The sequence below is a fragment of the Pantoea endophytica genome (genome assembly GCF_002858935.1).
GTDB lineage: Bacteria > Pseudomonadota > Gammaproteobacteria > Enterobacterales > Enterobacteriaceae > Pantoea > Pantoea leporis.
Window position 1 is genome coordinate 112840 of record NZ_PJRT01000028.1, and the last position, 26198, is coordinate 139037.

At 56.5% G+C, this 26198-nt stretch carries 24 protein-coding genes; 15 read left to right on the top strand and 9 right to left on the bottom strand.

The window, feature by feature from the left end:
* Positions 1-470: 470 nt before the first annotated feature.
* A complete protein-coding gene (locus PZBJ_RS17305) occupies positions 471-971 on the top strand; it encodes a helix-turn-helix transcriptional regulator (RefSeq protein WP_101763501.1) in 501 nt (166 codons plus the stop codon).
* Here PZBJ_RS17305 and mgtE read toward each other — a convergent pair.
* The 5 genes from mgtE to ppk1 all read right to left on the bottom strand — a co-directional run bounded on the left by mgtE (position 968) and on the right by ppk1 (position 7081).
* Entirely contained in the window at positions 968-2401 is a 1434-nt protein-coding gene (mgtE, locus tag PZBJ_RS17310) for a magnesium transporter (protein ID WP_101763502.1), read from the bottom strand. The two genes, PZBJ_RS17305 and mgtE, sit on opposite strands and share 4 nt — an antisense overlap.
* A 121-nt stretch (positions 2402-2522) precedes the next feature.
* Positions 2523-2708, bottom strand: coding sequence for a YfgG family protein (locus PZBJ_RS17315; protein WP_101763503.1), 186 nt, complete (start codon positions 2706-2708; stop codon positions 2523-2525).
* Between the two features lie 153 nt (positions 2709-2861).
* Complete coding sequence (gene tehB, locus PZBJ_RS17320) at positions 2862-3467, bottom strand: tellurite resistance methyltransferase TehB (RefSeq protein ID WP_101763504.1); 606 nt, start codon at positions 3465-3467, stop codon at positions 2862-2864.
* Positions 3468-3488: 21 nt separating this feature from the next.
* Positions 3489-5015 carry an exopolyphosphatase gene (gene ppx / locus PZBJ_RS17325; protein WP_101763505.1) on the bottom strand — a complete coding sequence of 509 codons (1527 nt, stop codon included), beginning with the start codon at positions 5013-5015 and terminating at the stop codon, positions 3489-3491.
* A gap of 5 nt (positions 5016-5020) precedes the next feature.
* On the bottom strand, positions 5021-7081 hold the full coding sequence (ppk1, locus tag PZBJ_RS17330; RefSeq protein WP_101763506.1) for a polyphosphate kinase 1: 2061 nt from the start codon (positions 7079-7081) through the stop codon (positions 5021-5023).
* A 182-nt stretch (positions 7082-7263) separates the two neighbouring features.
* On the opposite strand from ppk1, the gene PZBJ_RS17335 reads away from it, so the two are divergent.
* From PZBJ_RS17335 to pstB, 3 genes are read left to right on the top strand one after another with little or no spacing between them, the layout of a single operon-like run.
* Complete coding sequence (locus PZBJ_RS17335) at positions 7264-9357, top strand: ABC transporter permease subunit (protein WP_101763507.1); 2094 nt, start codon at positions 7264-7266, stop codon at positions 9355-9357.
* Positions 9354-10952: a phosphate ABC transporter permease PstA gene (gene pstA / locus PZBJ_RS17340; protein ID WP_101763508.1), complete on the top strand. Its 1599-nt coding sequence runs from the start codon at positions 9354-9356 to the stop codon at positions 10950-10952. The genes PZBJ_RS17335 and pstA overlap by 4 nt, the downstream gene beginning before the upstream one ends.
* A gap of 11 nt (positions 10953-10963) precedes the next feature.
* Positions 10964-11731: a phosphate ABC transporter ATP-binding protein PstB gene (pstB, locus tag PZBJ_RS17345; protein WP_101763509.1), complete on the top strand. Its 768-nt coding sequence runs from the start codon at positions 10964-10966 to the stop codon at positions 11729-11731.
* 109 nt (positions 11732-11840) lie between these two features.
* Here the strand turns inward: pstB and purN are convergent, their stop codons facing one another.
* Both purN and purM read right to left on the bottom strand, forming a co-directional pair.
* On the bottom strand, positions 11841-12479 hold the full coding sequence (gene purN, locus PZBJ_RS17350; protein ID WP_101763510.1) for a phosphoribosylglycinamide formyltransferase: 639 nt from the start codon (positions 12477-12479) through the stop codon (positions 11841-11843).
* Positions 12476-13516 (bottom strand): phosphoribosylformylglycinamidine cyclo-ligase, encoded by a 1041-nt coding sequence (gene purM / locus PZBJ_RS17355; RefSeq protein WP_101763557.1) that lies wholly within the window; start codon positions 13514-13516, stop codon positions 12476-12478. The genes purN and purM overlap by 4 nt, the downstream gene beginning before the upstream one ends.
* A gap of 229 nt (positions 13517-13745) precedes the next feature.
* Between purM and upp the strand changes: the two genes are divergently transcribed.
* From upp to hda, 3 genes are all read left to right on the top strand, one after another.
* Positions 13746-14372, top strand: a complete 627-nt coding sequence (gene upp / locus PZBJ_RS17360; RefSeq protein WP_008108331.1) for a uracil phosphoribosyltransferase — start codon at positions 13746-13748, stop codon at positions 14370-14372.
* A gap of 189 nt (positions 14373-14561) precedes the next feature.
* Entirely contained in the window at positions 14562-15845 is a 1284-nt protein-coding gene (uraA, locus tag PZBJ_RS17365; protein ID WP_101763511.1) for a uracil permease, read from the top strand.
* Positions 15846-15938: 93 nt separating this feature from the next.
* Complete coding sequence (gene hda / locus PZBJ_RS17370) at positions 15939-16640, top strand: DnaA inactivator Hda (RefSeq protein ID WP_036649513.1); 702 nt, start codon at positions 15939-15941, stop codon at positions 16638-16640.
* On the opposite strand, the gene arsC is transcribed toward hda, so the two are convergent.
* Together arsC and bepA are read right to left on the bottom strand one after the other, a co-directional pair.
* Positions 16637-16984: an arsenate reductase (glutaredoxin) gene (arsC, locus tag PZBJ_RS17375; RefSeq protein WP_101763512.1), complete on the bottom strand. Its 348-nt coding sequence runs from the start codon at positions 16982-16984 to the stop codon at positions 16637-16639. The two genes, hda and arsC, sit on opposite strands and share 4 nt — an antisense overlap.
* Before the next feature lie 4 nt (positions 16985-16988).
* On the bottom strand, positions 16989-18452 hold the full coding sequence (gene bepA / locus PZBJ_RS17380; protein WP_101763513.1) for a beta-barrel assembly-enhancing protease: 1464 nt from the start codon (positions 18450-18452) through the stop codon (positions 16989-16991).
* Between the two features lie 641 nt (positions 18453-19093).
* Here bepA and PZBJ_RS17385 point away from each other — a divergent pair.
* The 8 genes from PZBJ_RS17385 to PZBJ_RS17420 all read left to right on the top strand — a co-directional run bounded on the left by PZBJ_RS17385 (position 19094) and on the right by PZBJ_RS17420 (position 26034).
* Positions 19094-19699 (top strand): DsrE family protein, encoded by a 606-nt coding sequence (locus PZBJ_RS17385; protein WP_101763514.1) that lies wholly within the window; start codon positions 19094-19096, stop codon positions 19697-19699.
* 23 nt (positions 19700-19722) lie between these two features.
* Entirely contained in the window at positions 19723-20331 is a 609-nt protein-coding gene (locus tag PZBJ_RS17390; protein ID WP_101763515.1) for a DsrE family protein, read from the top strand.
* 126 nt (positions 20332-20457) lie between these two features.
* Positions 20458-21483 (top strand): substrate-binding domain-containing protein, encoded by a 1026-nt coding sequence (locus tag PZBJ_RS17395; protein ID WP_101763516.1) that lies wholly within the window; start codon positions 20458-20460, stop codon positions 21481-21483.
* A complete protein-coding gene (locus PZBJ_RS17400; RefSeq protein ID WP_101763517.1) occupies positions 21480-22493 on the top strand; it encodes an ABC transporter substrate-binding protein in 1014 nt (337 codons plus the stop codon). The genes PZBJ_RS17395 and PZBJ_RS17400 overlap by 4 nt, the downstream gene beginning before the upstream one ends.
* The gene (locus tag PZBJ_RS17405; RefSeq protein WP_101763518.1) at positions 22493-23356 is read left to right on the top strand and encodes an ABC transporter permease; all 864 of its coding nucleotides are present in this window, start codon (positions 22493-22495) and stop codon (positions 23354-23356) included. The genes PZBJ_RS17400 and PZBJ_RS17405 overlap by 1 nt, the downstream gene beginning before the upstream one ends.
* Positions 23353-24165, top strand: a complete 813-nt coding sequence (locus PZBJ_RS17410; protein ID WP_101763519.1) for an ABC transporter permease — start codon at positions 23353-23355, stop codon at positions 24163-24165. The genes PZBJ_RS17405 and PZBJ_RS17410 overlap by 4 nt, the downstream gene beginning before the upstream one ends.
* Complete coding sequence (locus PZBJ_RS17415) at positions 24162-25145, top strand: ABC transporter ATP-binding protein (RefSeq protein ID WP_101763520.1); 984 nt, start codon at positions 24162-24164, stop codon at positions 25143-25145. Before PZBJ_RS17410 ends, PZBJ_RS17415 begins: the two co-directional genes overlap by 4 nt.
* A gap of 70 nt (positions 25146-25215) precedes the next feature.
* Entirely contained in the window at positions 25216-26034 is an 819-nt protein-coding gene (locus tag PZBJ_RS17420; RefSeq protein ID WP_254633554.1) for a phosphodiesterase, read from the top strand.
* The last annotated feature ends 164 nt before the right edge of the window (positions 26035-26198 follow it).

Genomic DNA, 26198 nt, shown 5'->3' on the forward strand with positions numbered 1-26198 from the left:
TCAGTGATAACAACAGAGTCTATATGCACTTCAGGCGCTGTGCGCTTGATTTTGTGCGCTGTCTTCCAGCACAAAACTGAATCAAAGCGCGTTGAGACCGTTCTGGTTATTTTCTGCAGCATTCGCCGCTGAAATAGTACCGAAACACTTCGCAGTTGTCAGTTGACAACTTATTGCGGTGAGCATAAGGTAGCCAGCGATGTCATACAGGAAGCGGCATCCGCATAAAGCGGTCGAAGGAGCTTTGCGATATGCAGAAGCGAGAGGTTGGAAGATTGCAGTTGGCGGTCACCATGCGTGGGGCAAGATGTACTGCCCAGATAATTCGACAGAGTGTCGATGTGGGGATTACTGCATTACCTGCATCTGGAGTACGCCAAAAAATCCCGAAACGCATGCCAAACTGTTACGGCGCGTGGTGGATAACTGCAGTGAAAGCCCTCAGCGGGTTAAGTGACGAGGAGTGAAACATGGAATTTGAGTTTACGCTGCGTTTTCAGCTCAATGATGAGAGCGACATCAATGAAGTGATCGAACGGCTCGGTTCGCAAGGCTGCACTGATGCGTTAATTGGCGCGGGTGTGGCGGGAAAATTAAGCATGACGTTCTGCCGCGAAGCCAGCACTGCACAGGACGCGGTGCGCAGCGCGTTGGAGGATGTTTTTGAGGCATTGCCAGATGCGGAACTGATTGAAGCCGCGCCAGATTTAGTCGGGCTGACGGATATCGCAGAGTTAATTGGTGTTTCGCGGCAGAACATGCGCAAGCTGATGCTCAGCCATAGCCCGCAGTTTCCGCGCCCGATTCATGATGGAAAAACAGCCATATGGCATTTAATCGATGTGCTGGAGTGGTTAAATCAGCGTGGTTCAACGCGGGTCAATCCAGCAATGAGTGAACTGGCGCGCGCAACGTTGCAACTCAATTTACAGCAGATGCTGCAACGTTACGCACACTGTTTAAAGCCTTAATGATGCAGCAAAAATATCGTCGCCAGACCAAGGAAGATAAAGAATCCGCCGGTATCGGTGATCGCGGTGATCAGCACGCTAGAGCCAACGGCGGGATCGCGTTTCATTTTGGTCATGATTAACGGAATCAGCACGCCCATCAGCGCGGCCAGCAGCAGGTTCAGCACCATCGCCAGCATCATCACGCCGCCGAGTTGCAGGTTGTCGTACATCAGCCAGGTGACGCCGCCCATAATGCCGCCCCAGAACAGGCCGTTAATCAATGCCACGCCGAGTTCACGCATGATCAGGAACGAGAAATTACCCGGTTCAACCTGATGCAGCGCCAGCGCACGCACAATCATGGTAATGGTTTGATTGCCGGTGTTGCCGCCGATGCCGGCGACGATTGGCATCAGCGCTGCCAGCGCAACCAGCTGCGATATGGTGGCTTCAAACAGGCCAATCACGCGCGAAGCGACAAATGCGGTACACAGGTTAACCGCCAGCCAGGCCCAGCGTTTGCCCACCGCTTTGCGCACCGGCGCAAACACGTCTTCGCCCTGGCTGATACCCCCCATTTTACGGATGTTGCTTTCGTTCTCTTCGTTCACCAAATCGACCACGTCTTCAATGGTGATACGGCCAATCAGTTTGCCTTGAGCATCGGTGACCGCAGCGGAGATCAGGTTATAACGTTCAAACGCGCTAGCAGCGTCTTCCGCTTTATCGTTGAGCTGAAACGTGGTGGGATGCGAATTCATCACTTCTGCGACCAGCATCTTCGGTTTGTTGAGCAGAATATCAGTGAGCGTTAACTCACCTACCAGTTGATTCTGTTCGTCGGTGATAAAGATCTTATCGGTGCCGTCAGGCATTTTTTTGCCTTTACGCAGATAGCGCTGCACCGTGGCTAAGGTCACGTCAGAGCGCACCGTCAGGATATTGAAATCCATGATCTGCCCGACGCGATCGCGATCCAGCTCGATCACGCTCATCAGTCGCGCGCGCAGGCTAGGTTCAAGGGTGGTGAGCAGACGTCCGGTTAAATCGCGCGGCAGGTAGCGCGCCAGATATACCTGATCGTCGATATCCAGCGGCTCGATGGCGTGCAGAATATCGCGATCAGACATTTCTTCCGTCAGGCTGGCCCAAACGGTTTCTGAAGCCTCAACCAGGACGTGACCGCGCTGTGCCGTCGGCACTAAACGCCACAGCGCCTGACGCTCTTCTTCCGGCAAGGCTTCGAGGATGTCGGCTAAATCCGCGGCGTGCAATTGCTGCAGCTCAAGCTCTAATTCATAACGCCAGTCGGTGATATCACGCAGTTCGGCGGCATTCAGATCGACGGATTTATCCAGCAGAACATCAACCAGATCGTGCTCGTTGAGCAGCAGGTTGAGAATGTGATGACGGGTTTCAGCTAATTTTTGTGAATGCGAAGCAGACATAACGCGTTCCTTGTGTCTGTAAAGTCAGCTCACAGTGTAGCGCGTTGCGGGTAACAGGACGTAAAAAGCAGCATTGTCTCAAAGGACAATGTTTAGCAGCGACAGCCGACCCGCAGATTATTTAGCGCGAATCACTGGTGCTCAGCGTGACCGGTTCAGGGATGGCTTTCTTTTGCTGATGATGCTCGATGGCACCGGGAATGATGAAAAGCAGGCGGCCGAACAAAATTAAGAAGCTGACCAGTAAAACAATGCGGGTCATGGTGCCAGTTTTGCGACGTCTTCGTGCAGAGATAGCGCTGTTCACGCGGGGTGGTTCCTGTAAATGCCCGATGGGCGGAGGCAATATTTAGTCACACTTAGATCGCTAAAGCAATCGCTGTGTGAAAAATGAGCAAAAAAGATTCAGCGCACTGATCGACATCAGACAATCTAACGGCCGCACAAAGCGGCCGTTAATTCAGTAACTGGCTTTCTGCGCCAGCAGCGTGGCAAAACGGGTTTTAATGCGGTTACCGTTTTCATCACGACGATGCAGTTCACCGACCTCTTCGTTGTATTTCACAATATGCCAGTTGCGGTAATAGTGGCTGAGTTCACCGGATTTAAACGCAAATGGGAAGTTTTGCGTATTGGGATAATCATCGGTATCCATCGCCGCCACAATCAGGTTGTAGCCATATTTACGCGTGCTGGCCTGCATATCGGCAATCAGCTGCGGAATGGTTGCCGGCTGCAGGAACATCATCACCACGGTCGACAGCACAAACTTATAGTCGCCGTTGAAGCGCACGCTATTGAGATCGCACAGCTCGGTGTGAATGTTCTGTAGATTCTCTTCCGCAATGATGCTGTTCAGGCGCTCCAGACTGGCGGGATTGCTGTCCCAGGCCGTCACGTCAAAGCCATGCTGATTGAGAAACAGACTATTGCGGCCCTGGCCGCAGCCCAAATCCAGTGCTTTCCCTACTTCAAGATGAGGCAGGGCCGCCAGCACTTCAGAATGGGTCGGCGTGAGGCCGTATTTTTCAGCGTAATAGTTATCGGGGCGTGTAGTCATAACCAGATTGCGGGCCAGCTGCCCGCATTACTCCTCTTCTTCCAGCATCAGTTTCCAGCCGGTGACATCATTCCAGTAAGCTTGCTCGCGTTCCAGATCCAGCTGCACCAGCGTATTCTGGCTCAGGAAGCCGGCAGGGAAGGTCAGCGTCCAGTGGCCGTCGTCGGTGCTGAGCTTGAGAGAATCCGGTTTGGTGGTCGCCTGGCGCTGATTATTCAGCAGCGTGCCAAGACGCAGCAGGAATACCATCGGCAGAAACTGTTTCTTTTTAAACAAGGTGAAACGCGGCATCTCATCCTGCTTCACCGCTTTGCGGTGATAACGTACCAGCGTGGCCAACAGCATCTGTTGATCCTGATTAAAGCCCGGCATGTTGGAGTTCTGCAGGATGTAAGCCGAATGGCGCTGCATGCCGCTGTGATTGATGGTCAATCCCACTTCATGCAGCAGCGCGGCCCATTTCAGCAGCGCCGACAGTTGTGGATTAGCTTGCTTTGGATTCTGCTCCTGCCATTGCAAATAGAGCTTCTCGGTGGTTTCCAGCACACGGCGCGCCTGATCGCTATCAATCGCATAGTGATTTGCCAGACTTTGCGCGGTGCGGCTGCGAATGTCCTGATGACGGAAACGGCCTTCCATCTCATACAGCACGCCTTCACGCAGTGCGCCGTCAGAGAGACGCAGCTCGCGAATCGCTAACGCATCAAACACGCCACACAAAATTGCCAAGCCCGGTACAAATACCGCCTTACGCTCTTCCGACAAGCCTGGCAGGCTCAGCGCATTAAACGACTTATGCTTCAGCACTTCGCTGGTCAGCAATTCCAGCGTTTCTGGCGTAATCAGCTTCTCTTTTTCGCCCATCGCTAGCAGCACTTCGCAGGCCGCTTTAATGGAGCCCGACGCGCCTAGCGCATATTGCCAGCCGTGCAAACGATATTGCCACGCCATGGTTTCCAGCTTTTGCGCAGCGGACAGGCGCGCACGGCGGAAGTTTTCTGGCGTGATTTCGCCTTTGGGGAAGAAGAGATTGGCGAAGCTGACGCAGCCCATGCGGCGGCTTTCAACCAGCTGCGGCTCAAAGTCTTCCCCAATCACCAGTTCGGTGGAGCCGCCGCCGATATCGATCACTAGCTTGCGGCCTTTTTCCGGCTGCGTGTGCTCCACGCCCATAAAAATCAGACGCGCTTCTTCGTTGCCGGAGATCACCTCGATCGGATAGGGAATCACCTCGGCCGCGCGCTGCAGAAACTCTTCCGCATTGCTGGCGATACGCAGCGTGTGCGTGCCGACGATCGTCACGTTGGCGGAACTGAAGCCCTGCAAACGTTCGGCGAACAACGCCAGACAGCTCAGCCCGCGCTCAATCGCTTCTTCGCTCAGGCGATTATGCGCATCCAGCCCATCGGCGAGATGCACGCGCTGTTTCAGGCGTCCCAGCACTTGCAAAGCGCCATCCACCACGCGGGCAATGACCATATGGAAGCTGTTCGAGCCGAGGTCGATTGCCGCGAATTCCTGAGGTTTCGGCGTACTTTTATGTGAGATTGGCATAGGCGTTATTCGGGTTGTTCCAGTTTCTTGATGTAGTCATAAATGGCCAGTTGCGAACGCACCTTTTTACGGTTGCCGCGCGGCACATAACGATTACTCAGCTCTTTATCGACGATGCGGGCTTTCACCGTATCACTAAACAGAATGGCGATGATGTCCAATATGCGCTGCTTTACGCGGGGATCAAGAATCGCCACGGCTACTTCAATGCGGTGGTCTATGTTACGCGTCATCCAGTCCGCGGAAGAGAGGAACACCTTTTTCTCGCCGCCGTTCTCAAAAATATAGACGCGGTCGTGTTCGAGATAGCGGTCAACGATGCTGGTAATGCGAATATTTTCACTGATGCCCGGTAAATCAGGAATCAGCGAACACATGCCGCGCACCAGCAGATTCACTTTCACGCCTGCCGACGAGGCGGCGTAAAGTCGATCAACTAAACCATTATCCACCAGGTTGTTGATCTTCAACGTAATGCCAGCAGGATTGCCTTGCTGCGCGTTGGCGATCTCGGCATCAATGAACTTATACAGCACGTCACGCGAGTTCTGCGGTGACACCAGCAAATGCTCGAAGGTGACCGGACGATACGGATTCTCAATGAAGTTGAACACGCGACGCACTTCATTGGTGATGCGCGCATCGGCGGTCAGCAATGAATAGTCAGTATAAATGCGCGCGGTTTTTTCGTTGAAGTTCCCGGTACCGATATGCGCATAACGCACCACTTCTTCGCCTTCACGGCGCGAAATCAGGAACAGCTTGGCGTGAATTTTCAGACCCGGCGCGGAGAAGATCACATGCACGCCCGCTTCGGTCAGGCGTTTCGCCCAGCGGATGTTGGCCTCTTCATCGAAGCGCGCCTGCAGTTCCACCACCACCGTGACTTTCTTACCGTTATAGGCGGCGTGAATCATCGCATCCATGATGCGCGAGTTTTTCGCTACGCGGTAAATATTGATCTTAATCGCCAGCACGTTCGGGTCGAACGAGGCCTGACGCAGCAGCTCCAGCACATGCTCAAAGGTGTGATACGGATAGTAGAGCAGCACATCGCGATTGCGGATGGCGTCGAAGCCGTTGCGGAAGCCGTCAAAGCCGATGTGGCGAATTTGCGGCAGCGGACGGTTTTCCAGATTGCTTTTACCAACGTTCGGGAAGCCGATGAAATCTTTGAAGTTATGGTAGCGGCCGCCGGGCACAATCGAATCGTAGTTCGAAATCGACAGCTTATGGCGCAGCATTTCCACCATCGCATCCGGCATATCGCGCTGATAAACGAAACGGACCGGCTCGGCATTGAGACGCTGCTTCAGGCTCGACGACATCAGCTCCAGCAGGCTCGATTCCATCTCTGTAACCAGATCGTATTCGGCGTCGCGCGTCATCTTCATCGAATAGGCGTTCAGCGTATCGTAATCGAAGAAGCCTTTGAAAATTTCATCGAGGCAATAGCGCAGGATGTTATCCAGCAGAATCATTGGCTTGCGCCGGCGTGGCGACTCAGCCGGCAAGTTAATAAAGCGCGGCACTTTATCAGACGGGATCTCCAGCAGCGCATAACGAATATCGTCGCCGCGAATGATCTCCACCGCCAGATAGGTGTAATCGTCTTTCAGGAATTCGATCAGATCGGTGTCATGGTTAATCAGAATCGGCGTAACGTGCTGGCGTAATTGATGTTTGAAGTAGTAGCGCAGCCACTCTTGCTGATTCGGTGACAGTTGACGTTCGTTAATCAGGAAGATCTGATTACGCGCCATTTCCAGCAGCAGATCGTTGTAGAGCGCATCAAACTCCTGATCCGATTTCTGCACCCGCAGCTGAATTTTCTTTAACAGATGCCGCAAAGAGGTCGGTTTGCCTTGCTCTTCGCTGATCAGAATTCGCCGCTTGAGATCGGCAAAGCGCACTTTATAGAACTCTTCGAGGTTATTGGAGTAAATCCCGAGGAAGCGCATGCGTTCAATCAGCGGATTACTTTTATCCGAGGCTTCCTGTAACACACGTTCATTGAAGCTTAACCAGCTTAATTCTTTTTCTATATACAGCTTATCCTGACCCATTCTGACTCCGAGATGCTGATGCTGGACGGAATGTCCGGCGGAAAAGACGCAAAAATGCGTTACCGCTCAGTGTCCGTCACCATTATGGCGAGAGTATGGCAGGCTTGTCCAACGTCAAAGGTTGTCTTATCAATCAGCTACGGGCAACATAGCGACTTGTTTCCACCGGTAACCTGGCCTGCATGAGCATAAATCGTATTCCCGTCCACTTTAGCGACCGTCGTCGACGCGCCACTGATAATTTAGTGCGCCGCGTCGTCACAGCTTGCGGCGTGGGAATTTTGCTGCTGATGTTACTGCTGTTCTTCTGGTTGATCTGGGTGGTGTTGCCGCTGTTTAGCGCGCCGGGAATGCATGCCACCACCAATATTCAGCTGTGGGACAAAGCCCCAATGCTGGCGATGGGCAGCGACGGCCATTTAGGCTGGCGCATCAGCCGCAACGAAGCGCGCTTTATTCCGCTTGATGGTCAACCTGCCGCTCCCGCACTGGCGCTGAATGGCGAACCCGATGCGGCGATCGCAAGCTTTGATAACCGCAGCGTGCTGCTCAATATGCAGGGCGAACTGCTGTTAATGCAACCGGTTATCCGCAACGGCAGCGGCGAATGGGGCTTCCCGCTCGGCGATCGTCCACTGCGCTTACCGCAAGGCCCGGTCAGTAACATGGCGTTGACGTCGCTCAACGACCATCAATGGTTGATCGCGGCGCAAACCGCAGCTGGCATCAGCTTGCTGACGCTGGAAAATCAGCAAAAGGTGAATCAGATCCTGTTGCCGCAGCAGCAGGCCGATCATCTGCTGCTGTCACCGGATGGCTCTTTGCTTTACGCCAGCAGCGGGCGTTTGCTGCGCGTGTGGCAAATCACATCTGATGGCGCACAGTTACGTGAAACGCAAACCCTCAATCTGCCGCCGCAAAGCCTGCATATGCTGGCCGGTGGGCGCACCTTGCTGATTCAGGATGCGCGAGGCGTACAGCAATGGTTCGCTATCGCCAGTGATCAAGGGCCGCGCTTACAACAGATTCACACCTTCAACGGTAGCCAGCAGGTGCGCGGAATAACGCCGGAGCCGCAGCGCCGCGTGTTTGCCACTTACGATGCGCAGGGCAAGGTTCAGCTGTTCGCCAGCAAGCAGCAGGGCGCGATTTTAACGCGTCAGCTGGCACCGGGCATTCAGGCACTGGCCTTCGCGCCGCACGGTGATGCCTTGATCATTGAACGCGCCGGGGAGTGGCAACAGTTTGCGCTGGATAACCCGTGGCCGGACTTCACCTGGCGCAACCTGTGGCAAAAAATCTGGTACGAAAACTATCCTCAGGCCGATTGGGTATGGCAATCCACCGCGGCGGGTGACAGCTATCAAGCCAAGTTCAGCCTGATGCCGCTGGTACTGGGCACGCTGAAAGCCGCCAGTCTGGCGCTGCTGTTTGCCACGCCGCTGGCGCTGGCCGCCGCGATGTATACCGCCTGGTTTATGTCGCCGGGTTTACGTCGCTGGGTGAAACCGGCGATCGAAATGATGGGCGCGCTGCCCAGCGTGGTAATTGGTTTAATCGCTGGCGTGTGGCTGGCGCCGCACATCAGCACCGCGCTGGTTGGCGTGCTGCTGCTGCCGCCGGTGTTGGCCGTGACCTTATTATTGTGCGGCGTGCTGAGTCCGCGTTTGCCGGCCAGCTGGCGACGTCCCGGTTTTGAAGTGATTCTGCTGCTGCCGGTATTGTTAGTGGTGACGTTGCTGACGCTGTGGCTGCCAACGCTGTTCTGGCCGGAGATTGGCGAGCGTTTAGCCCATTACGAACAGCGCAACTTATTAGTTGCTGCGCTGGCGATGGGTTTTGCACTGGTGCCGCTGATTTTCACCCTATCGGAAGATGCGCTGTTCAGCGTGCCGGGCGCGCTCGGGCAGGGCTCGCTGGCGCTGGGCGCCACGCCGTGGCAAACCCTGACGCGTGTAGTGCTGCCGGGTGCCTCCGCGGGCATCTTCGCCGCCTTAATGATTGGCTTTGGCCGCGCCGTCGGCGAGACGATGATTGTGCTGATGGCCACTGGCAACACGCCGGTTAGCGAAGGCGGCTTATTTGCTGGCATGCGTGCGCTCTCCGCCAACATTGCCATTGAGATGCCCGAAGCCGCAGCGGGCAGCGCGCATTATCGCATTCTGTTCCTCAGTGCGTTGTTGCTGTTGATCTTCACCTTGGTGATCAACACCATCGCCGAGTTGATTCGTCAGCGCTTGCGCCAACGCTACAGCCAGCATGAGGGCCACGGATGACGGCGATGAAACAAAACGATCGCTGGCGCTGGCTCACCGCTGGCGCCGTCGCGGTTTGCCTGCTGGCGTTTACCTTGCTGATTGGTTTGCTCGGCTGGCAGGGCGTGCGTGCCTTCTGGCCGCAGCCGGTCGATCAATATCAGTTCCAGCCGCCGCAAGGCAGCCCGGTGATGGTGCTGGGTGAAACCTTGCAAAAGCAGCAGCAGGGCGAACAGTGGCGCTATGTGGTGAAAACCGGCAACCGTGATTTTGCCGCGCCGGATTTCCGCGTGCTCTACAGTCAGGGCGAGGCGAAAACCCGTCGTCCTGCTGATGTGTTGGTGCTGCAGCGCCGCAACGGCGGCAACGCCTATGGCTGGCTGGTGGAGCTGCGCCAGGATAACGAAGTCATGACCGCTCAAAGCCGCGATGCCTTGCTGCATCAGCGTTTGCAGCAGGTACATGAGCAGCTGCGCCAGGCGAGTAACATCCGCCGCATTGAGATGGCGCGCCTTAATGCACAGCTGGAAAGCCTGCAGCAGCAGGCCGATGAGCAGCAGCGTAACGGCCGCTTCAGCCTGGAGGTGCAGTCTGAGTTTGATGCCAATCGCACGGCGTTACAGCGCCGCTTTAACGCGCTGGCGCAGCAGTTAACCCATCTGCAGCACGAAAGTCAGCGCGATACGCTGGTGCTGCGCGATGTGAACGGCGTGGATCACACCATCCCATTGGCGCAGGTGGTGGATGCGTGGTACCCGAATGCCATGACTTTGACCAACAAAACGCTGCACTTTTTCGGTCAGATTTGGCAATTCGTCAGCGATTCACCGACTTCCGGTGGCGGCGAGAGCGGGGCGTTTCCGGCGATTTTTGGCACAGTGCTGATGGTGCTGTTGATGTCGATCATCGTCATGCCGCTCGGCGTCATCGCGGCGGTATGGCTGCACGAATACGCCGGACGCAATGCGTTGACGCGGCTGGTGCGCATCGCGGTGGTTAATCTTGCGGGCGTGCCGTCAATTGTCTACGGCGTGTTTGGCCTCGGTTTCTTTGTCTGGCTGATTGGCGGCACCCTCGACCAGCTGTTTTTCTCCAGCGCCTTACCCAATCCGACTTTTGGTACGCCGGGCTTGCTGTGGGCCGCGCTGACGCTGGCGCTGCTGACGCTGCCGGTGGTGATCGTTGCCACCGAAGAGGGATTGTCGCGCATTCCGGATAATCTGCGTCAGGGATCGCTGGCGCTGGGCGCAACGCAGGCGGAAACGCTGTGGCGCGTGGTGCTGCCGCTGGCGGTACCGGCCATGCTCACCGGCTTGATTCTGGCGGTGGCGCGTGCGGCCGGAGAAACCGCGCCGCTGATGCTGGTGGGCGTGGTGAAGATGGTTCCTGAGCTGCCGGTTGATGCGGTGTTCCCTTATCTGCACCTCGATCGCAAATTCATGCACCTCGGTTTTCAGATCTACGATTTGGCGTTCCAGAGCCCCAACATCGATGCTGATCGACCGCTGGTTTACGCCACCGCTTTGCTGCTGGTGGTGATCATCCTGTCGCTCAATCTGCTGGCGATGGCGTTGCGCCATCGGCTGCGTGAGCGTTACCGGATTATGACGCACTAAAAAGGTTTCTGATGACGCCCGATTACGACATTGCCCTTAGCGTTAATCAGCTTTCGCTGTGGTATGGCGAACGCCAGGCGCTGAATAACATTGATCTGCAGATTCCGAAGAACCGCATCACGGCGTTGATTGGTCCTTCCGGCTGTGGCAAATCGACGCTGCTGCGCTGTTTCAATCGCATGAATGATGTGATCGATCGCTGCCGCATTGAAGGCGAGATTCTGCTCGGTGATTACGCGGTGATGCAGGCGAATCAGGATCTTCCCGCGCTGCGTCGCCGCATTGGCATGGTGTTCCAGCGGCCGAATCCGTTTCCTAAATCGATCTATGAAAACGTGGTTTACGGCCTGCGCTTGCAGGGCGTGCGCGATCGTCGCGTGCTGAATGAAGCCTGTGAGCGTGCGCTGCGCGCGGCGGCGTTGTGGGGCGAAGTGAAAGATCAGCTGGGGCAGAACGCGTTAACGCTCTCTAACGGCCAGCAGCAGCGTTTGGTGATTGCGCGCGCCATTGCCATCGAGCCGGAAGTGTTACTGCTGGATGAGCCCACTTCGGCACTTGATCCGATCTCAACGCTGGTGATCGAGGAGTTGATGACCACGCTGAAGCAGCATTTCACACTGGTGCTGGTGACGCACAATATGCAGCAGGCGGCACGCGTGTCGGATTACACCGCGTTTATGCACAACGGTCAGTTGGTAGAGTTTGACGAAACCGACAGAATCTTCACCTCACCGAAAGCGCGGCGAACCGAAGATTATATTACGGGAAGATTTGGTTAAAAAAGTCTGCGATTTGTAGCGGCGCAATTTATTGCGCAATGCCCGGATGGGCACGATGTTGCCATCGAAATGCGCGATAAATCGCGCCGCTTCGGAATATGCATAACATTCAATCGTGAGCATAGCCTTGCGTCGGTAATAACTGACCATCCAGCCATGCTTTACCTTCACGCATCTGCAAACGCCCATCAACAAACCAGCTGATCACCAGCGGATAGATCGCGTGTTCCTGATTCTGCACGCGCGCGCTGATCTCGTCTTCGCTATCGCCAGCAAACACCGGCACACGCGCTTGCAAAATAATGGGTCCGCCATCCAGCTCGTCAGTGACAAAATGCACTGAGGTGCCATGCTCCTCATCGCCGTTTTCCAGCGCCTGACGATGTGTGTGTAAGCCTGGATATTTCGGTAACAGCGACGGATGAATATTCACCAGACGATCGTGATAGTGCGCGACAAAAGCGCTGCTGAGGATGCGCATATAACCGGCCAGCACCACCAGATCCGGCGCGTAAGCATCAATCTCCTGCATCAGCTGGCGATCAAAGGCTTCGCGGTCGGCAAAATCACTGGCGGCTAACGCATGTGACGGGACATTGGCTTCCCGCGCGCGCGTTAAACCAAACGCGCTGGCTTTATTACTGAAAACGGCAGCGACGCTGCCGTTTATACGCCCGCTTGCGCAGGCGTCGAGGATGGACTGAAGATTGCTTCCGTTGCCGGAGATCAGTACAACCAGTTTTTTCATGGATTGATAACCACACGCTCTTCTGAATCAGACGCTTTAATCACACCGATTTTCCACGCTTTTTCGCCCGCGTCGGTCATCAGCTGTACCGCTTTATCGGCTTCTGCCGGGCTCAGCGCAATCACCATGCCCACGCCGCAGTTAAAGGTGCGGTACATTTCGTGACGGCTAACGTTGCCTGCCTGCTGCAACCAGCTGAACACTGACGGCCACTGCCAGCTGCTCTCTTCCAGCACCGCCTGGGTGTTATCTGGCAACACGCGCGGGATGTTTTCCCAGAAGCCGCCGCCGGTCAGATGCGAAATCGCATGCACATCAACCTGTTCGATCAGGCTAAGGATGTTTTTCACATAGATGCGGGTTGGCGCCAGCAGGTGATCGGCCAGTGATTTGCCATCCAGCTGTTTGGTCGCCGGATCGGTCTGGCTGACTTCAAGAATCTTGCGTACCAGTGAATAACCGTTCGAGTGTGGGCCGCTGGAGCCCAGCGCGATCAGCACGTCGCCGTCCTGCACTTTCGAACCGTCAATGATTTCTGATTTTTCCACCACGCCGACGCAGAAACCCGCCACGTCGTAATCTTCGCCGTGGTACATGCCTGGCATTTCAGCGGTTTCACCGCCGACCAGCGCACAACCCGACTGCAAGCAACCTTCGGCGATGCCGGTGATTACCGATGCAGCGGTATCCACATCCAGCTTGCCGGTCGCGTAATAATCGAGGAAGAACAGCGGCTCAGCACCCTGAACAATCAGGTCGTTAACACACATTGCGACCAGATCGATGCCGATGCTGTCGTGGCGTTTGAGATCCATCGCCAGACGCAGCTTGGTGCCGACGCCATCGGTTCCGGAGACCAGCACAGGCTCGCGGTACTTCTGCGGCAGCGCACAGAGCGCGCCGAATCCGCCCAATCCACCCATGACTTCCGGGCGGCGGGTTTTTTTCACTACGCCTTTAATACGGTCAACCAGATCGTTACCAGCATCGATATCAACACCGGCGTCTTTGTAGCTGAGAGAGGTTTTGTCGGTCACTGCGGAATCCCCACGCGAGTTGCGGTTGGTGGCAAAAATTAAGCGCGGCAATTCTAACAGCGCAGGCAAACGTTTGCGAGTCCCATCTCATGCTGCCTTTGCATCGCCTCAGATTTTCGCCAATCCTTAGAGTAAGCAGGCTATTGACCGATGACATGTGGCGCAGCGGCGAAAAGGCGGTATAATCCGGCGATTTTTTTTAGCTCAACTCAATTCCGGGAGAACAATCATGAAGATCGTGGAAGTCAAACACCCGCTGGTCAAACATAAACTGGGCCTGATGCGTGAGCATGATATCAGCACCAAGCGTTTCCGCGAGCTGGCCTCGGAAGTGGGCAGCTTGCTGACCTATGAAGCCACCGCCGATCTGGAAACCGAGCGCGTCACCATCGAAGGCTGGAATGGTCCGGTTGAAATCGACCAGATCAAAGGTAAAAAAATCACTGTGGTTCCGATTCTGCGTGCTGGCCTCGGCATGATGGAAGGCGTGCTCGAGCACGTTCCAAGCGCGCGTATCAGCGTGGTTGGCGTGTATCGTGATGAAGAGACGCTGGAGCCGGTTCCTTATTTCCAGAAGCTGGTTTCGAACATTGAAGAGCGCCTGGCGCTGGTGGTCGACCCAATGCTGGCAACCGGCGGTTCGATGATCGCCACCATCGATCTGCTGAAGAAAGCCGGTTGTACCAGCATCAAAGTGCTGGTGCTGGTGGCCGCACCTGAAGGTATTGCTGCGCTGGAGAAAGCGCATCCGGATGTGGAGCTTTACACTGCATCTATCGATCAGGGATTGAACGAGAAGGGATACATCATTCCTGGACTCGGCGATGCCGGGGACAAGATTTTCGGAACCAAATAAAGAAACCAGCCGGCCAGAGAGTCGGCTTTTTTTTGGCAAAAACACAACATTGTCATCCTCGAGTTATTCGAGCCAGGGCAAGGCGGCAAACGAGTTCATCCCGATGAGCTTACTTAAGTAAGTGATTCGGGTGAACGAGAGCAGCCAACGCAGCCATGGCTCGAAGAACGAAGAGGATAGGGGAAAATAATGACTCGTCGTGCAATCGGCGTCAGCGAACGCCCACCGCTGTTACAAACCATTCCACTCAGCCTACAGCATCTGTTCGCCATGTTCGGCGCAACCGTGCTGGTGCCGATTCTGTTCCACATCAACCCGGCCACGGTGTTGCTGTTTAATGGCGTCGGAACGCTGCTCTATCTGTTTATTTGTAAAGGCAAAATCCCGGCTTATCTCGGATCGAGCTTTGCCTTTATTTCGCCGGTGCTGCTGCTGTTGCCGCTGGGTTATGAAGTGGCGCTGGGCGGTTTTATTCTCTGCGGTTTGCTGTTTTGTATTGTGGCGCTGATCGTCAAGAAAGCCGGTACCGGCTGGCTTGATGTGATGTTCCCACCGGCAGCGATGGGCGCGATTGTCGCGGTTATCGGTCTGGAACTGGCGGGCGTGGCGGCGAATATGGCCGGCCTTCTGCCTGCTGACGGCACATCGCCAGACAGCAAAACCGTGATCATCTCGATGGTGACGCTGGCGGTGACCGTGTTTGGTTCGGTGCTGTTCCGTGGTTTCCTCGCCATCATCCCGATTTTAGTCGGCGTGTTGGTCGGCTATGCGCTCTCTTACGCGATGGGCATTGTGGACTGGACCGCGGTGGAAAATGCGCCGTGGTTTGCGCTGCCAACCTTCTACACGCCGCGTTTTGAATGGGTGGCGATGCTGACTATTCTGCCAGCCGCGCTGGTGGTGATTGCCGAGCACGTGGGTCACTTGGTGGTCACCGCGAATATCGTGAAGAAAGATCTGATCCGCGATCCGGGTCTGCACCGCTCGATGTTCGCTAACGGTTTATCCACCATGATCTCCGGTTTCTTCGGCTCCACGCCGAACACCACTTACGGCGAGAACATCGGTGTAATGGCGATTACCCGCGTGTACAGCACCTGGGTAATTGGCGGCGCGGCGATCTTTGCCATTCTGCTTTCGTGCGTCGGCAAGCTGGCGGCGGCGATTCAGGCGGTTCCTGTGCCGGTGATGGGCGGCGTATCGCTGCTGCTGTACGGCGTAATTGGCGCGTCCGGTATTCGTGTGCTGATCGAGTCGAAAGTGGATTACAACAAAGCGCAGAACCTGATCCTGACCTCGGTGATCCTGATCATCGGCGTGAGCGGTGCCAAAGTGCATATCGGCGCGGCCGAGCTGAAAGGTATGGCGCTGGCGACTATTGTTGGCGTCAGCCTGGCGCTGATCTTCCGTTTAATCAGCGTGTTGCGCCCGGAAGAGGTGGTGCTGGACGCTGAAGAGAAGCGCGAAAGTTAAGGCTGCAAGCCGGGCAGGGAAGCCCGGTTCATCTCCGGCAAAGATCGTGATAAACTTGCGCGGTTTTCTGCCCGCTCATCCGTTGAGGTACTTCTGAACACGCCGGCACAGCTCTCATTGCCACTCTATTTACCCGATGATGAAACCTTCGCCAGTTTCTGGCCGGGGGAAAACACGTCTCTGCTGGCGGCGCTGCAAGGCGCACTCTCTCAGCAACACGGTAGCTATCTCTATTTCTGGTCGCGCGAAGGCGGTGGCCGCAGTCATCTGCTGCATGCCGCCTGTGCGGAACTCTCGGCGCGCGGCGAAGCGGTGGGCTATGTGCCGCTGGATAAGCGCACCTGGTTTGTGCCGGAAGTCCTGGAAGGCATGGAGAATCTGGCGCTGGTGTGCATCGATAATATCGAGTGCATCGCGGGCGATCCGGAGTGGGAAATGGCGATCTTTGATCTCTACAATCGTATTCTGGAAATCGGTAAAACGCGTTTGCTGATTACCGGCGATCGACCGCCGCGCCAGCTCAATCTCGGCTTACCGGATCTGGCTTCACGTCTCGACTGGGGACAGATTTACCGTTTGCAGCCGCTTTCTGATGACGACAAATTACAGGCGATGCAGCTGCGTGCCGGATTGCGTGGTTTTGAGTTGCCGGAAGATGTCGGGCGCTTCCTGTTGAAACGCCTCGACCGTGAGATGCGCACGCTGTTTGATACGCTGGATCGTCTCGATCGCGCCTCCATCAGCGCCCAGCGCAAACTCACCATTCCTTTTGTTAAAGAAGCGCTGGAGCTTTAGATAATCTCCAGCACCGCTTCGGGTGGACGACCAATACGCGCCTGTTCGCCCTTGATCACAATCGGGCGTTCGATCAGTTTCGGATGATCCACCATCGCTTGCAGCAGCTGAGCCTCGCTTAACGCGCTATCCGCTAAAGCCAACTCTTGATACAAATCCTCTTTACGACGCATCAGTTCGCGCGCGCTGTGCATGCCGAGCTGTTTCAACAGACGTTTTAGCGTGGGGACATCGGGCGGCGTCTCAAGATAAAGCACCACATCGGGCTTGATACCTCGCTCCTGCAACAGCGCCAGCGTTTCGCGGCTCTTGCTGCAGCGCGGGTTGTGATAAATGCTGACCATCTTCTTATCCTTTTCGATAAACCTTAAAACGCTTCTGCAGTTCACGGAACTGGTCGATACGTGCGTCATAGCGCGCTTGTTTCAGGCTGCCGAGCGGCACCTGCGCGCTGGCGCTGCTCAAGGTGGAGATCGCCTGATCGAGCTGGCCGTTGAGCGCCAAACCTTCCGCGCGCGCCGAAAGTTCTTCATCGCGCAAACCCTGCGCCGCAGAGGCCTGCGCCAGCAGATCAAAGGCGTTAACATCGTCTGGATGGGCAAAGGTGTAGCGATTGAGGATGCGGCTGGCGTTGGCGGGCTGCTTCGCTTCAACATAGGCATTAGCCAGATTCAACTGCAACACCGGATTGCTGTTGCTGCCTTTGGCGCTGCTGAGCATGGCGATCGCCTGCTGCGGCTGATTCAGGCCGATGTCGATGTCGGTCATGATATCAAGGAACCAGACGTTATCCGGCTGCTTCGCCAGCAGCGGGGCGATCACCCGTTTGGCGCTATCAAAGCTTTTGGCCTGCAGGAACTGTATCGCTTTGCCGTACTGTGCCGCCTGCTGCTCGCGCACGTTGCCTTTGGCGTATTCGTTCAGCAGGTCATCGGTCAGCTGATTGCGGCCAGTGGCGTACATGCCGAGCGAGCGCACTTTCGCCATGTAGAAATCCTGCGACGACTGCACCACCACCGGACGCATCTGGTTGGCGCGGTTACGCGCATCGGCAAGTCGGCTGTCGGGTAACGGGTGCGTCAGCAAAATTTCCGGCGGCTTGGAGGAGAAGCGGCTCTGATCCGCCAGCTTCTGCAGAAAAGTCGGCATCGCTTGCGGATCGAATCCAGCGCGTTGCAGCACCTGAATACCGATGCGGTCAGCTTCCTGCTCGTTGCCCTGGGTAAAGCTGATAATGCCTTGCTGCGCACCCGCCAGCGTACCGGTCAACGCCGCCATGCCGGCTTGCGGGCTGGCCATTGCCAGCAGAATCGATCCCAATGCGCCGACCCAGGTCAGCGGCGCATTGCGTCGCTGCTCTTCCATGGCGCGCGCCAGATGGCGCTGCGTGACGTGCGAGATTTCGTGCGCCATCACCGACGCCAGCTGGCTTTCGTTATCGGTATAGCGGAACAGCGATGAATGCAGCACCACGTTGCCGCCAAAGAAGGCGAAGGCGTTGAGTTCGTCGTTCTGGATCAAAAAGAAGTGGAACGGCGTGCGCACCGAGTTGGCATGCGCCACCAGTCGCTGACCAAGCTCGTTAATGTATTGATTCAACAGCGGGTCGTTAATCAGAGGCGCACTGGCGCGCAGCTGGCGCACGTAGAAATCGCCCATCTGCAGTTCCTGATTAATCGAAAGCGTTGAACCTGCTGTGGTGCCCATGTCGGGCAGCGTATCACTAACGTCAGCGCGCGCACTCAGCGCAGGCGTCAGCAGCAGCGTAGGAATAAGGGCCGCCAGCACTGATTTTTTCAACCGGTTAAACATGCCTTGATCCTGTAAAAGTCACCCGAAATTGGACAGGTAAGTGGTTCAAATGTTCTGCACTATTTTTCCCTTTGCGGAACGCGCTCTATCTTAACCAGACTGCGGCGACAAGCAAACGATGAAGATTCATGCGCTTTAAATGAAAAAAGGGTTACAGCATGACGAAATTGCAGCAAAAAATTGAATAGTACGCCGCGATTTAAACAGGCTTCTTCACTCGTAAAAGTTAAAGTTACGTAAAGTTGCTCAAAATTATTGAATTTGGCATGAACTTTTCCAGGTTTACTCTGAAAAGCGGCGGCAAATCAGCGGTGTTGGCCCGCTTTATCCATCAGTGTTTTTAATCGTGAAGACGACGCGCAGAGCATGCTACACAGTTATCATCGGACGGATTTTAAACGCACGTAAACTTATTCCCTCTGTATTAGGATCACAATTTCACGGCCACGCATTTCTCAACTGCTGCCAAAGCGACAATCGAAACCCTTTTTCAATTAACCTTGCTAATTATTTTTCACGCAATGAAAACGCCGGACAGCCCGTCACTACAGGACTTTTGCCTTGCTCACGCTGTGGTATAGATAAGGCACTTTATTCAAACGGACTGTGAATTGACGCGCAGTGTAAGCCGGAGAGTTTTTATGCGTTCTGTAGTTTCATACGCCCTTATCGCAATTGTCGGTGGCTTTGTTGGCGCCACCGTGAGTAAAGGTGATGACCTGTATCAGCGTGTTGTCAGCCATTTTTCCTCTGCACCCGCCGATCCCGACGGCTTCTGGAGCACGCCCGCCGTCGACGGCTACGGCAAAATCCATTACGAACCGGATGCGGCTTTCAAACCGGTGGTCGGTTTAAGCAACAAAGTGGTGTTTCAAATTACCCGCAGTGAAGGGGAGATGACGCGCCCAAATCTTGGACTGGAGCGCGTAGCGCGCGTGGTCAATCTCTATATCGCTTCGGGCGTGCCCGCTGACGACCTGCACTTTGTGGTATCGGTCACCGGTGATGCCACGCCAGCGATGCTGGATAACGCGCATTTCCAGCAGTTCTACCAGGCGGACAACCCCAATCTGGCGCTGATCGGCGCACTGAATAAGTTGGGCGTGAAGGTTTCCGTATGCGATCAGTCGGTGGCGTTCCATCACTTCCCGAGAGAGTGGATTGACCCATCGGTGATTCATGCACTCTCCAGCCCGACTACCGTGTCGACGCTGGAAAATCAGGGTTATGCACTCTTACAGATGTAAATTTCAGGCACAGGAGAAGTGAAATGCGTCCAGCATCCTATATCGTTATTGCGGCTCTGGCAGGGTTTGTCGGCGGCAATGTATTACAGCTCCCCGATTTGGTCGACAAGGTCAGCGACAAATTTGCTGACAAGAAAAGTGAACCGGCGGATTTCTGGAGCACGCCGGCGATCGAAGGTTACGGCAAAATCCACTTTGTGAATGTGCCGGACTACAATCCGGCCACCACGCCAGGGTTGAGCAATAAAATCGTTTTCCAGATCAACCGTAATGAAGGCGATGTGCGTCAGCCGAACCTTGGGCTGGAGCGCGTGGCACGCGTCACCAATCTCTATTACGCGGCGGGCGTACCGCTCGATCAGCTGAAATTTGTGGTGTCGATTAACAGCGATGCGGTTCCTGCGGCGTTGAATAATGAGCAGTTCCGTAAAACCTACGGCACCGATAATCCCAATCTCAAGCTGATTGATGAGCTGAAAAAAGCCGGCGTGAAGGTGACCATTTGCGATCAGTCGGTGGCTTTCCATCAGCTGGAGCGCAACTGGATCGACACGCGCGTCACTCACACGCTGTCGAGCGGCACCACCGTGGCGTCGCTGCAGAACGAAGGTTACGCCTTCCTGATGCTCTGATTTCTGCCTGACAGCAGTTCGCGCTGCTGTCATCCCGCTGTCATTTATCCGCGATGTTGCTGTCACAGTTCGCCGCTACTTTAAGCGCCAATGAGATCGATCTCATTGGCACTTTACGAGGCGAACATGTCCGATTTAATCAGCGTGGCCAAACTGGCTGGCGTTTCTCGCGCTACCGCCGCCCGCGCATTCTCTGATCCGCATCTGCTGCGAGCTGACACGCTGGAAAAGGTGTTGAGCGCCTCTGAGCAGCTCGGCTTTCGCCCCAATCACATTGCTCGCCAACTGCGTACCCAAAGTTCAACCACCTTCGGCGTGCTGCTGCCGTCGCTGCTGAATCCGATTTTCGCCCGTCAACTGCAAGCGATGGAGCGTCAGGCGCGTGCCGCCGGTTACGGTCTGCTGGTGGCAACCAGCGATTATCAGCCCGAGCGGGAAGCGGCGATGGTGGAGCACATGCTGAACCAGCGCGTTGCCGGTTTGGTTCTTACCGTCGCCGACGCCGACAACAGCGCCATCCTGCATACGCTGCATCAAGCCAGCATGCCGTTTGTCCTGACGCATAACGTGCCGCAAGCCACGCACTGGCCCGCGATTTGCGTCGATAACCGCCAGGCGATGCAGCAAGCCACCGAACACCTGCTGCAGCTCGGCCATCGCCACATCGGTATGGTGGCCGGTCCCATGCTGCAATCGGATCGCGCCCGTCTGCGCTATCAGGGCTATTGCGATGCCATGCAGCAGGCCGGATTGCGTGCGCTGCCGGTACTCGAAATGCCCAGCCATACCCAATCTGATTTCGCGCTGCTGCAGCCGCAGCTGAGTGGCGACACGCCGCTCAGCGCGGTGATCTGCACCAACGATCTGCTCGCCATCAGCCTGATTGGTGCGGCGGCGCGCGCCGGAGTGCGCATTCCGCAGCAGCTGTCGGTGATGGGTTTTGATGGCATCGATATCGGCGAGCACATCGCGCCGTCGCTGGCGAGCGTAAGCCAGCCAGCTGACATGCTCGGCGCCGGTGCGATCGACATGCTGTTACAACAAGCCAGCCGCGGCACGCGCGTGCTGCCACATCGATTAAGGCTCGGCGCCAGTATCGCCGCGCCAGCAACCTCTTTTTCTTCCATTGCCAATATCAGGGAACCATCATGAAAAAAGTCACAATGATTGCCGGGGCGCTCGCACTGTCCGCCGGTTCGCTGTTCAGTTCGCTGGCGCAGGCCGCCGATACGGCGATTTGCTACAACTGTCCTCCCGAATGGGCGGACTGGGGAACCCAGCTTAACGCCATTGCTAAAGACACTGGCATTCAGGTGCCGCAGGACAACAAAAACTCCGGCCAGGCGCTGGCGCAGCTGGTGGCGGAGCAGGGTAATCCGGTGGCAGATGTGGTGTATTACGGCGTCAGTTTTGGCATCCAGGCGGATAGCGCCGGTGTCATCAGCGCCTATAAGCCCGCGCATTGGGACGAGCTCCCAGCCGGAATGAAAGATCCTAACGGCAAGTGGGTGGCGCTGCACTCCGGCACCATGGGCTTTATGGTTAACCTTGATGCGCTGGGCGGCGCGCCGGTGCCGCAATCCTGGGACGATCTGCTGAAGCCTGAATACAAAGGCATGATCGGCTACCTCGATCCTGCTAGCGCCTTTGTCGGTTACGTGGCGGCCGTGGCGGTCAACCAGGCGAAGGGCGGCAACATGCAGGACTTCACACCCGCGCTGACATGGTTCAAAAAACTCCAGGCTAACCAGCCGATCGTACCGAAGCAGACCGCCTACGCGCGCCTGATCTCCGGTGAGATTCCGATCCTGCTCGACTACGACTTCAACGCCTACCGCGCCAAATATAAAGATCACGCCAATGTCGCCTTTGTGATCCCGAAAGAGGGCACGGTTACGGTGCCGTACGTCATCAGCCTGGTGAAGAACGCGCCGCACGCAGACAACGGCAAGAAAGTGATCGACTACGTTTTGTCGGATAAAGGTCAGGCGATTTGGGCGAATGCCTTCCTGCGTCCGGTACGCACCTCGGCGATGTCCGCTGACGCTAAGAAATTCTTCCTGCCAGACAGCGATTATGCGCGTGCGCAAACCGTAAACTATCAGCAGATGGCCGATGCGCAGAAGGCCTTCTCGGCGAAATACCTGAGCGAGATGCGTTAATGTCGATGGCTGACACGCTGGCGGCCTCGCGCCGCCAGACACCCACGCAACCGGGCAGCCGCTGGTTGTGGCTGACGCTGCCCGCGCTGCTGTTCTTCTGCGCTTTCTGGCTGCTGCCGTTTGCCCGCCTGCTGCAAATCGGCATGCAGAACGATCGCAGCACCCAGCACAGCGGTTACTGGACGGTGAACACGCAGCCGCACTATCTGCTGAGCCTGCTGAACACCGTGCTGCTGTCGCTGGCGGTGACGCTGGTGACGTTACTCATCGCCGCTATCGTCGGCTGCTTTCTGGCACGCCAGCGCTTTACCGGGCGCGGCACCTTGCTGGCGTTGCTGACCTTTCCGCTGGCGTTTCCCGGCGTGGTGGTGGGTTTTCTGGTGGTGATGCTGGCTGGACGTCAGGGATTGCTGGCGCAAATCAGTATGAGTTTGCTGCATGAGCGCTGGACGCTGGCCTATTCGCTGGCGGGTCTGTTTATCGGTTACCTCTATTTCTCGCTGCCGCGCGCCATCGTCACGCTGGTAGCAGCCAGTGAAAAACTCGATCGCTCGCTGGAAGAAGCGGCGCGTTCGCTCGGCGCCAGCCAGTGGCGCATCACCTGGGATGTGATTGTGCCCGGCCTGCAACCGGCGCTGCTCTCCACCGGCGCACTGTGCTTCGCTACCAGCATGGGCGCTTTTGGCACCGCCTTTACGCTCGGCACCGATTTGGCGGTGCTACCACTGACCATTTACGGCGAGTTCACCAATTACGCCAACTTCGCCACCGCCGCCGCGCTGTCAGTGTTGATGGGTGGATTCGCCTGGCTGGCACTGATGCTGGCGCGCCGTCTGGCGCAGGCTAAGGAGGCGCAATCATGAAACGTCGTGGACTGTTTAGCCTGCAACTGCTGATCACCGCCATCACCGCGCTGTTTATGATCGTGCCGGTGGTTCTGTCAATGCTGGCGGGCGTCACCAATAACTATTTCATCGGCCTGCGCAGCGGCTTCACGCTGAAGTGGGTGGAGCAAGTGTGGCAGATGTACGCCGATACTTTCTGGCTGTCGCTGCTGATCGCGCTGTTCTGCCTGCTGGTTACCTTGGTGATTGGCGTTCCCGCTGCGTGGGGATTGCTGAAAGCGCCGGGCCGCTGGGCGGCGCGTATTGAAGAGTGCTTGATGCTGCCGGTGGCGCTGCCCGGTCTGGCAACCGCGCTTGGCATCATTCTGCTCTACGGCCAGTTTTCCGGCCTGCGTGATAGCTGGCTGTTCATCCTGATTGGTCACGTGCTGTTTACCTTGCCGTTTATGATGCGGCCGGTGCTGGCGGTGATGCAGGCGGTGGATATGCCGCGCCTGGAAGAAGCATCGGCCAGCCTCGGCGCCAGCTTGTGGCAGCGCTTCTTCACCGTGGTGGTGCCGAACTGTCGCAACGGCATTCTTGCTGGCGCGTTTATGGTGATCACGCTGTCGGTGGGTGAATTCAACATTACATGGATGCTGCACACGCCGCTGACCAAAACCTTGCCGGTTGGCCTTGCCGACAGCTATGCCTCAATGCGGCTGGAAGTGGGTTCCGCCTACACGCTGATTTTCATTCTGATGATTCTGCCGCTGCTGCTGATGCTCAATGCCGTGAATCACTGGCTTAACCGCGCGGTTTCGCGCCAACACAAGGAGGCAGCATGAACCCTGCGGCCGTTACCGTGACGCTGCGCGGCTGCGCACGTCATTTTAATCATCATCAGGCGCTGCAACCGCTCGATCTTACTGTCCATGCCGGCGAAACGCTGGTGCTGCTGGGGCCGTCCGGCTGCGGCAAAACCACCACGCTGCGCATTATCAGCGGGCTGGAAAGCTGCGATGTCGGCGGCGAAGTGTGGTTTGACGATCGCAACGTTACCGCCTTACCGATTGAAAAACGCAACGTCGGCATGGTGTTCCAGAACTACGCGCTGTTTCCGAATCTCAATGTGGCGGGAAACGTAGCGTACGGCCTGAAAGTGCAGGGCGTGGCGCGTGCCGAACGGGAAGCGCGCGTACAGGAGATGCTGGCGCTGGTGGATCTCACCGCGCTGGCGCAGCGTAGCATCGCCAAACTCTCCGGCGGCCAGAAGCAGCGTGTGGCGCTGGCGCGCGCGTTAGCCGCGCAGCCCAAAGTGCTGCTGTTTGATGAGCCGCTGGCGGCGCTGGATGCGCGCCTGCGCGATCGTCTGCGTCTGGAGATCGGCGCGCTACTGAAGAAGCTGGCGATCACCGCCGTTTACGTGACGCACGATCAGCAGGAAGCGATGGCGCTCGGCGACCGTATTGCGGTGATGGAGCAGGGACGTTTGGTGCAGATCGATACGCCGCAGAAAATTTATCAGCATCCGGCGTCAAAATTTGTCGCCGATTTTGTGGGTGCGATTAACTGCGTAGATGTGGATACGCGCGGCCATCCGCAGCGCTTTTGCCGCCCGGAAGATGTGCTGCTGGCCAGCGATGAGCGTTATCCGCGCCAGGGTTTTATTGTTGCCAGCACCTTTCTGGGCGCGTCGCAGCGGTTGATGATCGACATCGGGCTGGCGACGCCCATTCAGGTGGATCGCCACGCGCGTGAAGCCTGGCATGCCGGACAAGCGGTGAGCTGGACGTTGGCGCAGGACGCCGCGCTGCAGTTTTCTTAATTGGCCCGATTGCCATAAATGGCGACCGCCGCGCTTAAACATCCAAAGGAAAAAATTCGTGTCTGAAGCAATGACGCTCATCGCGCAAATCAGCGATTTACACATCAAGGCCAACGGCCGTTTATCCTACAAAAAAGTCGACACTCAAGCCGCGCTACTGCGGGTGATTGAGACGCTAAACCGCCTTGCGCCGCGCCCCGACATGGTGGTGATGACCGGCGATCTGGTCGATTTCGGCACCGCGGCAGAGTATCAAACGTTAAAGCAGGCGCTGCGTCAGCTGCAGCTGCCGTTTCTGCTGATGGCGGGCAACCACGACGATCGCCAGGCGCTGCGTGCGGCGTTTCCGGATCATCACTATCTGCAGCACGGAGCAACCCTGAACTGGCAGATGCAGGTGAAAGGCGTGCAGCTGCTGGCGCTCGATTCCAGCGTGCCGCAGCAGCCGTGGGGCTATGTGGATGAAGCGCAGCTGCACTGGCTTGATGAGCAGTTGCAGCGCCAGCCGCAGTTGCCGACGCTGGTGATGCTGCATCATCCGCCGTTTCTTTGCGGCATCGAACATATGGATAACCAGCCGCTGCGCAATCCGGCGGCGCTGGCGGCGATTATCCAGCGCCATCCACAGGTGGAACGCGTGCTGAGCGGTCATCTGCACCGCTCGGTGCAGGCGCGTTTTGCCGGTACGCTGGCGTGCGTGGCGCCGGGCGTATCGCATCAGGTGGCGTTTGATCTCGCGGAAAATGCACCGGCGAATTTTGTGCTGGAGCCGCCCGGTTTTCTGCTGCATCGCTGGCATGCGCAGCAGGGCATGAGCACGCATTTGTGTGCTATCGGCGATTATCCCGGTCCGTGGCCGTTTTACGATGCCAACGGTTTGATCGATTAGCGCCAGCGCAGAGAAAGAATTGTGTGAGGCTGACAGGATGCTTCGTGCTCAATTTGCGTTGTGGGTGTACAATCGCCCGTTAGCTCACCAGGGCAAGTGCATCCAACTATAACAAGACTGTCAGGCACACATATCGATGAATCTATTCACTAAGGTCGGTGCGC

What these genes read in the sequence shown, in the direction of transcription:
- PZBJ_RS17305 (WP_101763501.1), top strand. Translation starts at nt 471, where the DNA reads ATGGAATTTGAGTTTACGCTGCGTTTTCAGCTCAATGATGAGAGCGAC.
- mgtE (WP_101763502.1), bottom strand. Translation starts at nt 2,401, where the DNA reads ATGTCTGCTTCGCATTCACAAAAATTAGCTGAAACCCGTCATCACATT.
- ppx (WP_101763505.1), bottom strand. Translation starts at nt 5,015, where the DNA reads ATGCCAATCTCACATAAAAGTACGCCGAAACCTCAGGAATTCGCGGCA.
- ppk1 (WP_101763506.1), bottom strand. Translation starts at nt 7,081, where the DNA reads ATGGGTCAGGATAAGCTGTATATAGAAAAAGAATTAAGCTGGTTAAGC.
- PZBJ_RS17335 (WP_101763507.1), top strand. Translation starts at nt 7,264, where the DNA reads ATGAGCATAAATCGTATTCCCGTCCACTTTAGCGACCGTCGTCGACGC.
- pstA (WP_101763508.1), top strand. Translation starts at nt 9,354, where the DNA reads ATGACGGCGATGAAACAAAACGATCGCTGGCGCTGGCTCACCGCTGGC.
- pstB (WP_101763509.1), top strand. Translation starts at nt 10,964, where the DNA reads ATGACGCCCGATTACGACATTGCCCTTAGCGTTAATCAGCTTTCGCTG.
- purN (WP_101763510.1), bottom strand. Translation starts at nt 12,479, where the DNA reads ATGAAAAAACTGGTTGTACTGATCTCCGGCAACGGAAGCAATCTTCAG.
- upp (WP_008108331.1), top strand. Translation starts at nt 13,746, where the DNA reads ATGAAGATCGTGGAAGTCAAACACCCGCTGGTCAAACATAAACTGGGC.
- uraA (WP_101763511.1), top strand. Translation starts at nt 14,562, where the DNA reads ATGACTCGTCGTGCAATCGGCGTCAGCGAACGCCCACCGCTGTTACAA.
- arsC (WP_101763512.1), bottom strand. Translation starts at nt 16,984, where the DNA reads ATGGTCAGCATTTATCACAACCCGCGCTGCAGCAAGAGCCGCGAAACG.
- bepA (WP_101763513.1), bottom strand. Translation starts at nt 18,452, where the DNA reads ATGTTTAACCGGTTGAAAAAATCAGTGCTGGCGGCCCTTATTCCTACG.
- PZBJ_RS17385 (WP_101763514.1), top strand. Translation starts at nt 19,094, where the DNA reads ATGCGTTCTGTAGTTTCATACGCCCTTATCGCAATTGTCGGTGGCTTT.
- PZBJ_RS17390 (WP_101763515.1), top strand. Translation starts at nt 19,723, where the DNA reads ATGCGTCCAGCATCCTATATCGTTATTGCGGCTCTGGCAGGGTTTGTC.
- PZBJ_RS17395 (WP_101763516.1), top strand. Translation starts at nt 20,458, where the DNA reads ATGTCCGATTTAATCAGCGTGGCCAAACTGGCTGGCGTTTCTCGCGCT.
- PZBJ_RS17400 (WP_101763517.1), top strand. Translation starts at nt 21,480, where the DNA reads ATGAAAAAAGTCACAATGATTGCCGGGGCGCTCGCACTGTCCGCCGGT.
- PZBJ_RS17405 (WP_101763518.1), top strand. Translation starts at nt 22,493, where the DNA reads ATGTCGATGGCTGACACGCTGGCGGCCTCGCGCCGCCAGACACCCACG.
- PZBJ_RS17410 (WP_101763519.1), top strand. Translation starts at nt 23,353, where the DNA reads ATGAAACGTCGTGGACTGTTTAGCCTGCAACTGCTGATCACCGCCATC.
- PZBJ_RS17415 (WP_101763520.1), top strand. Translation starts at nt 24,162, where the DNA reads ATGAACCCTGCGGCCGTTACCGTGACGCTGCGCGGCTGCGCACGTCAT.
- PZBJ_RS17420 (WP_254633554.1), top strand. Translation starts at nt 25,216, where the DNA reads ATGACGCTCATCGCGCAAATCAGCGATTTACACATCAAGGCCAACGGC.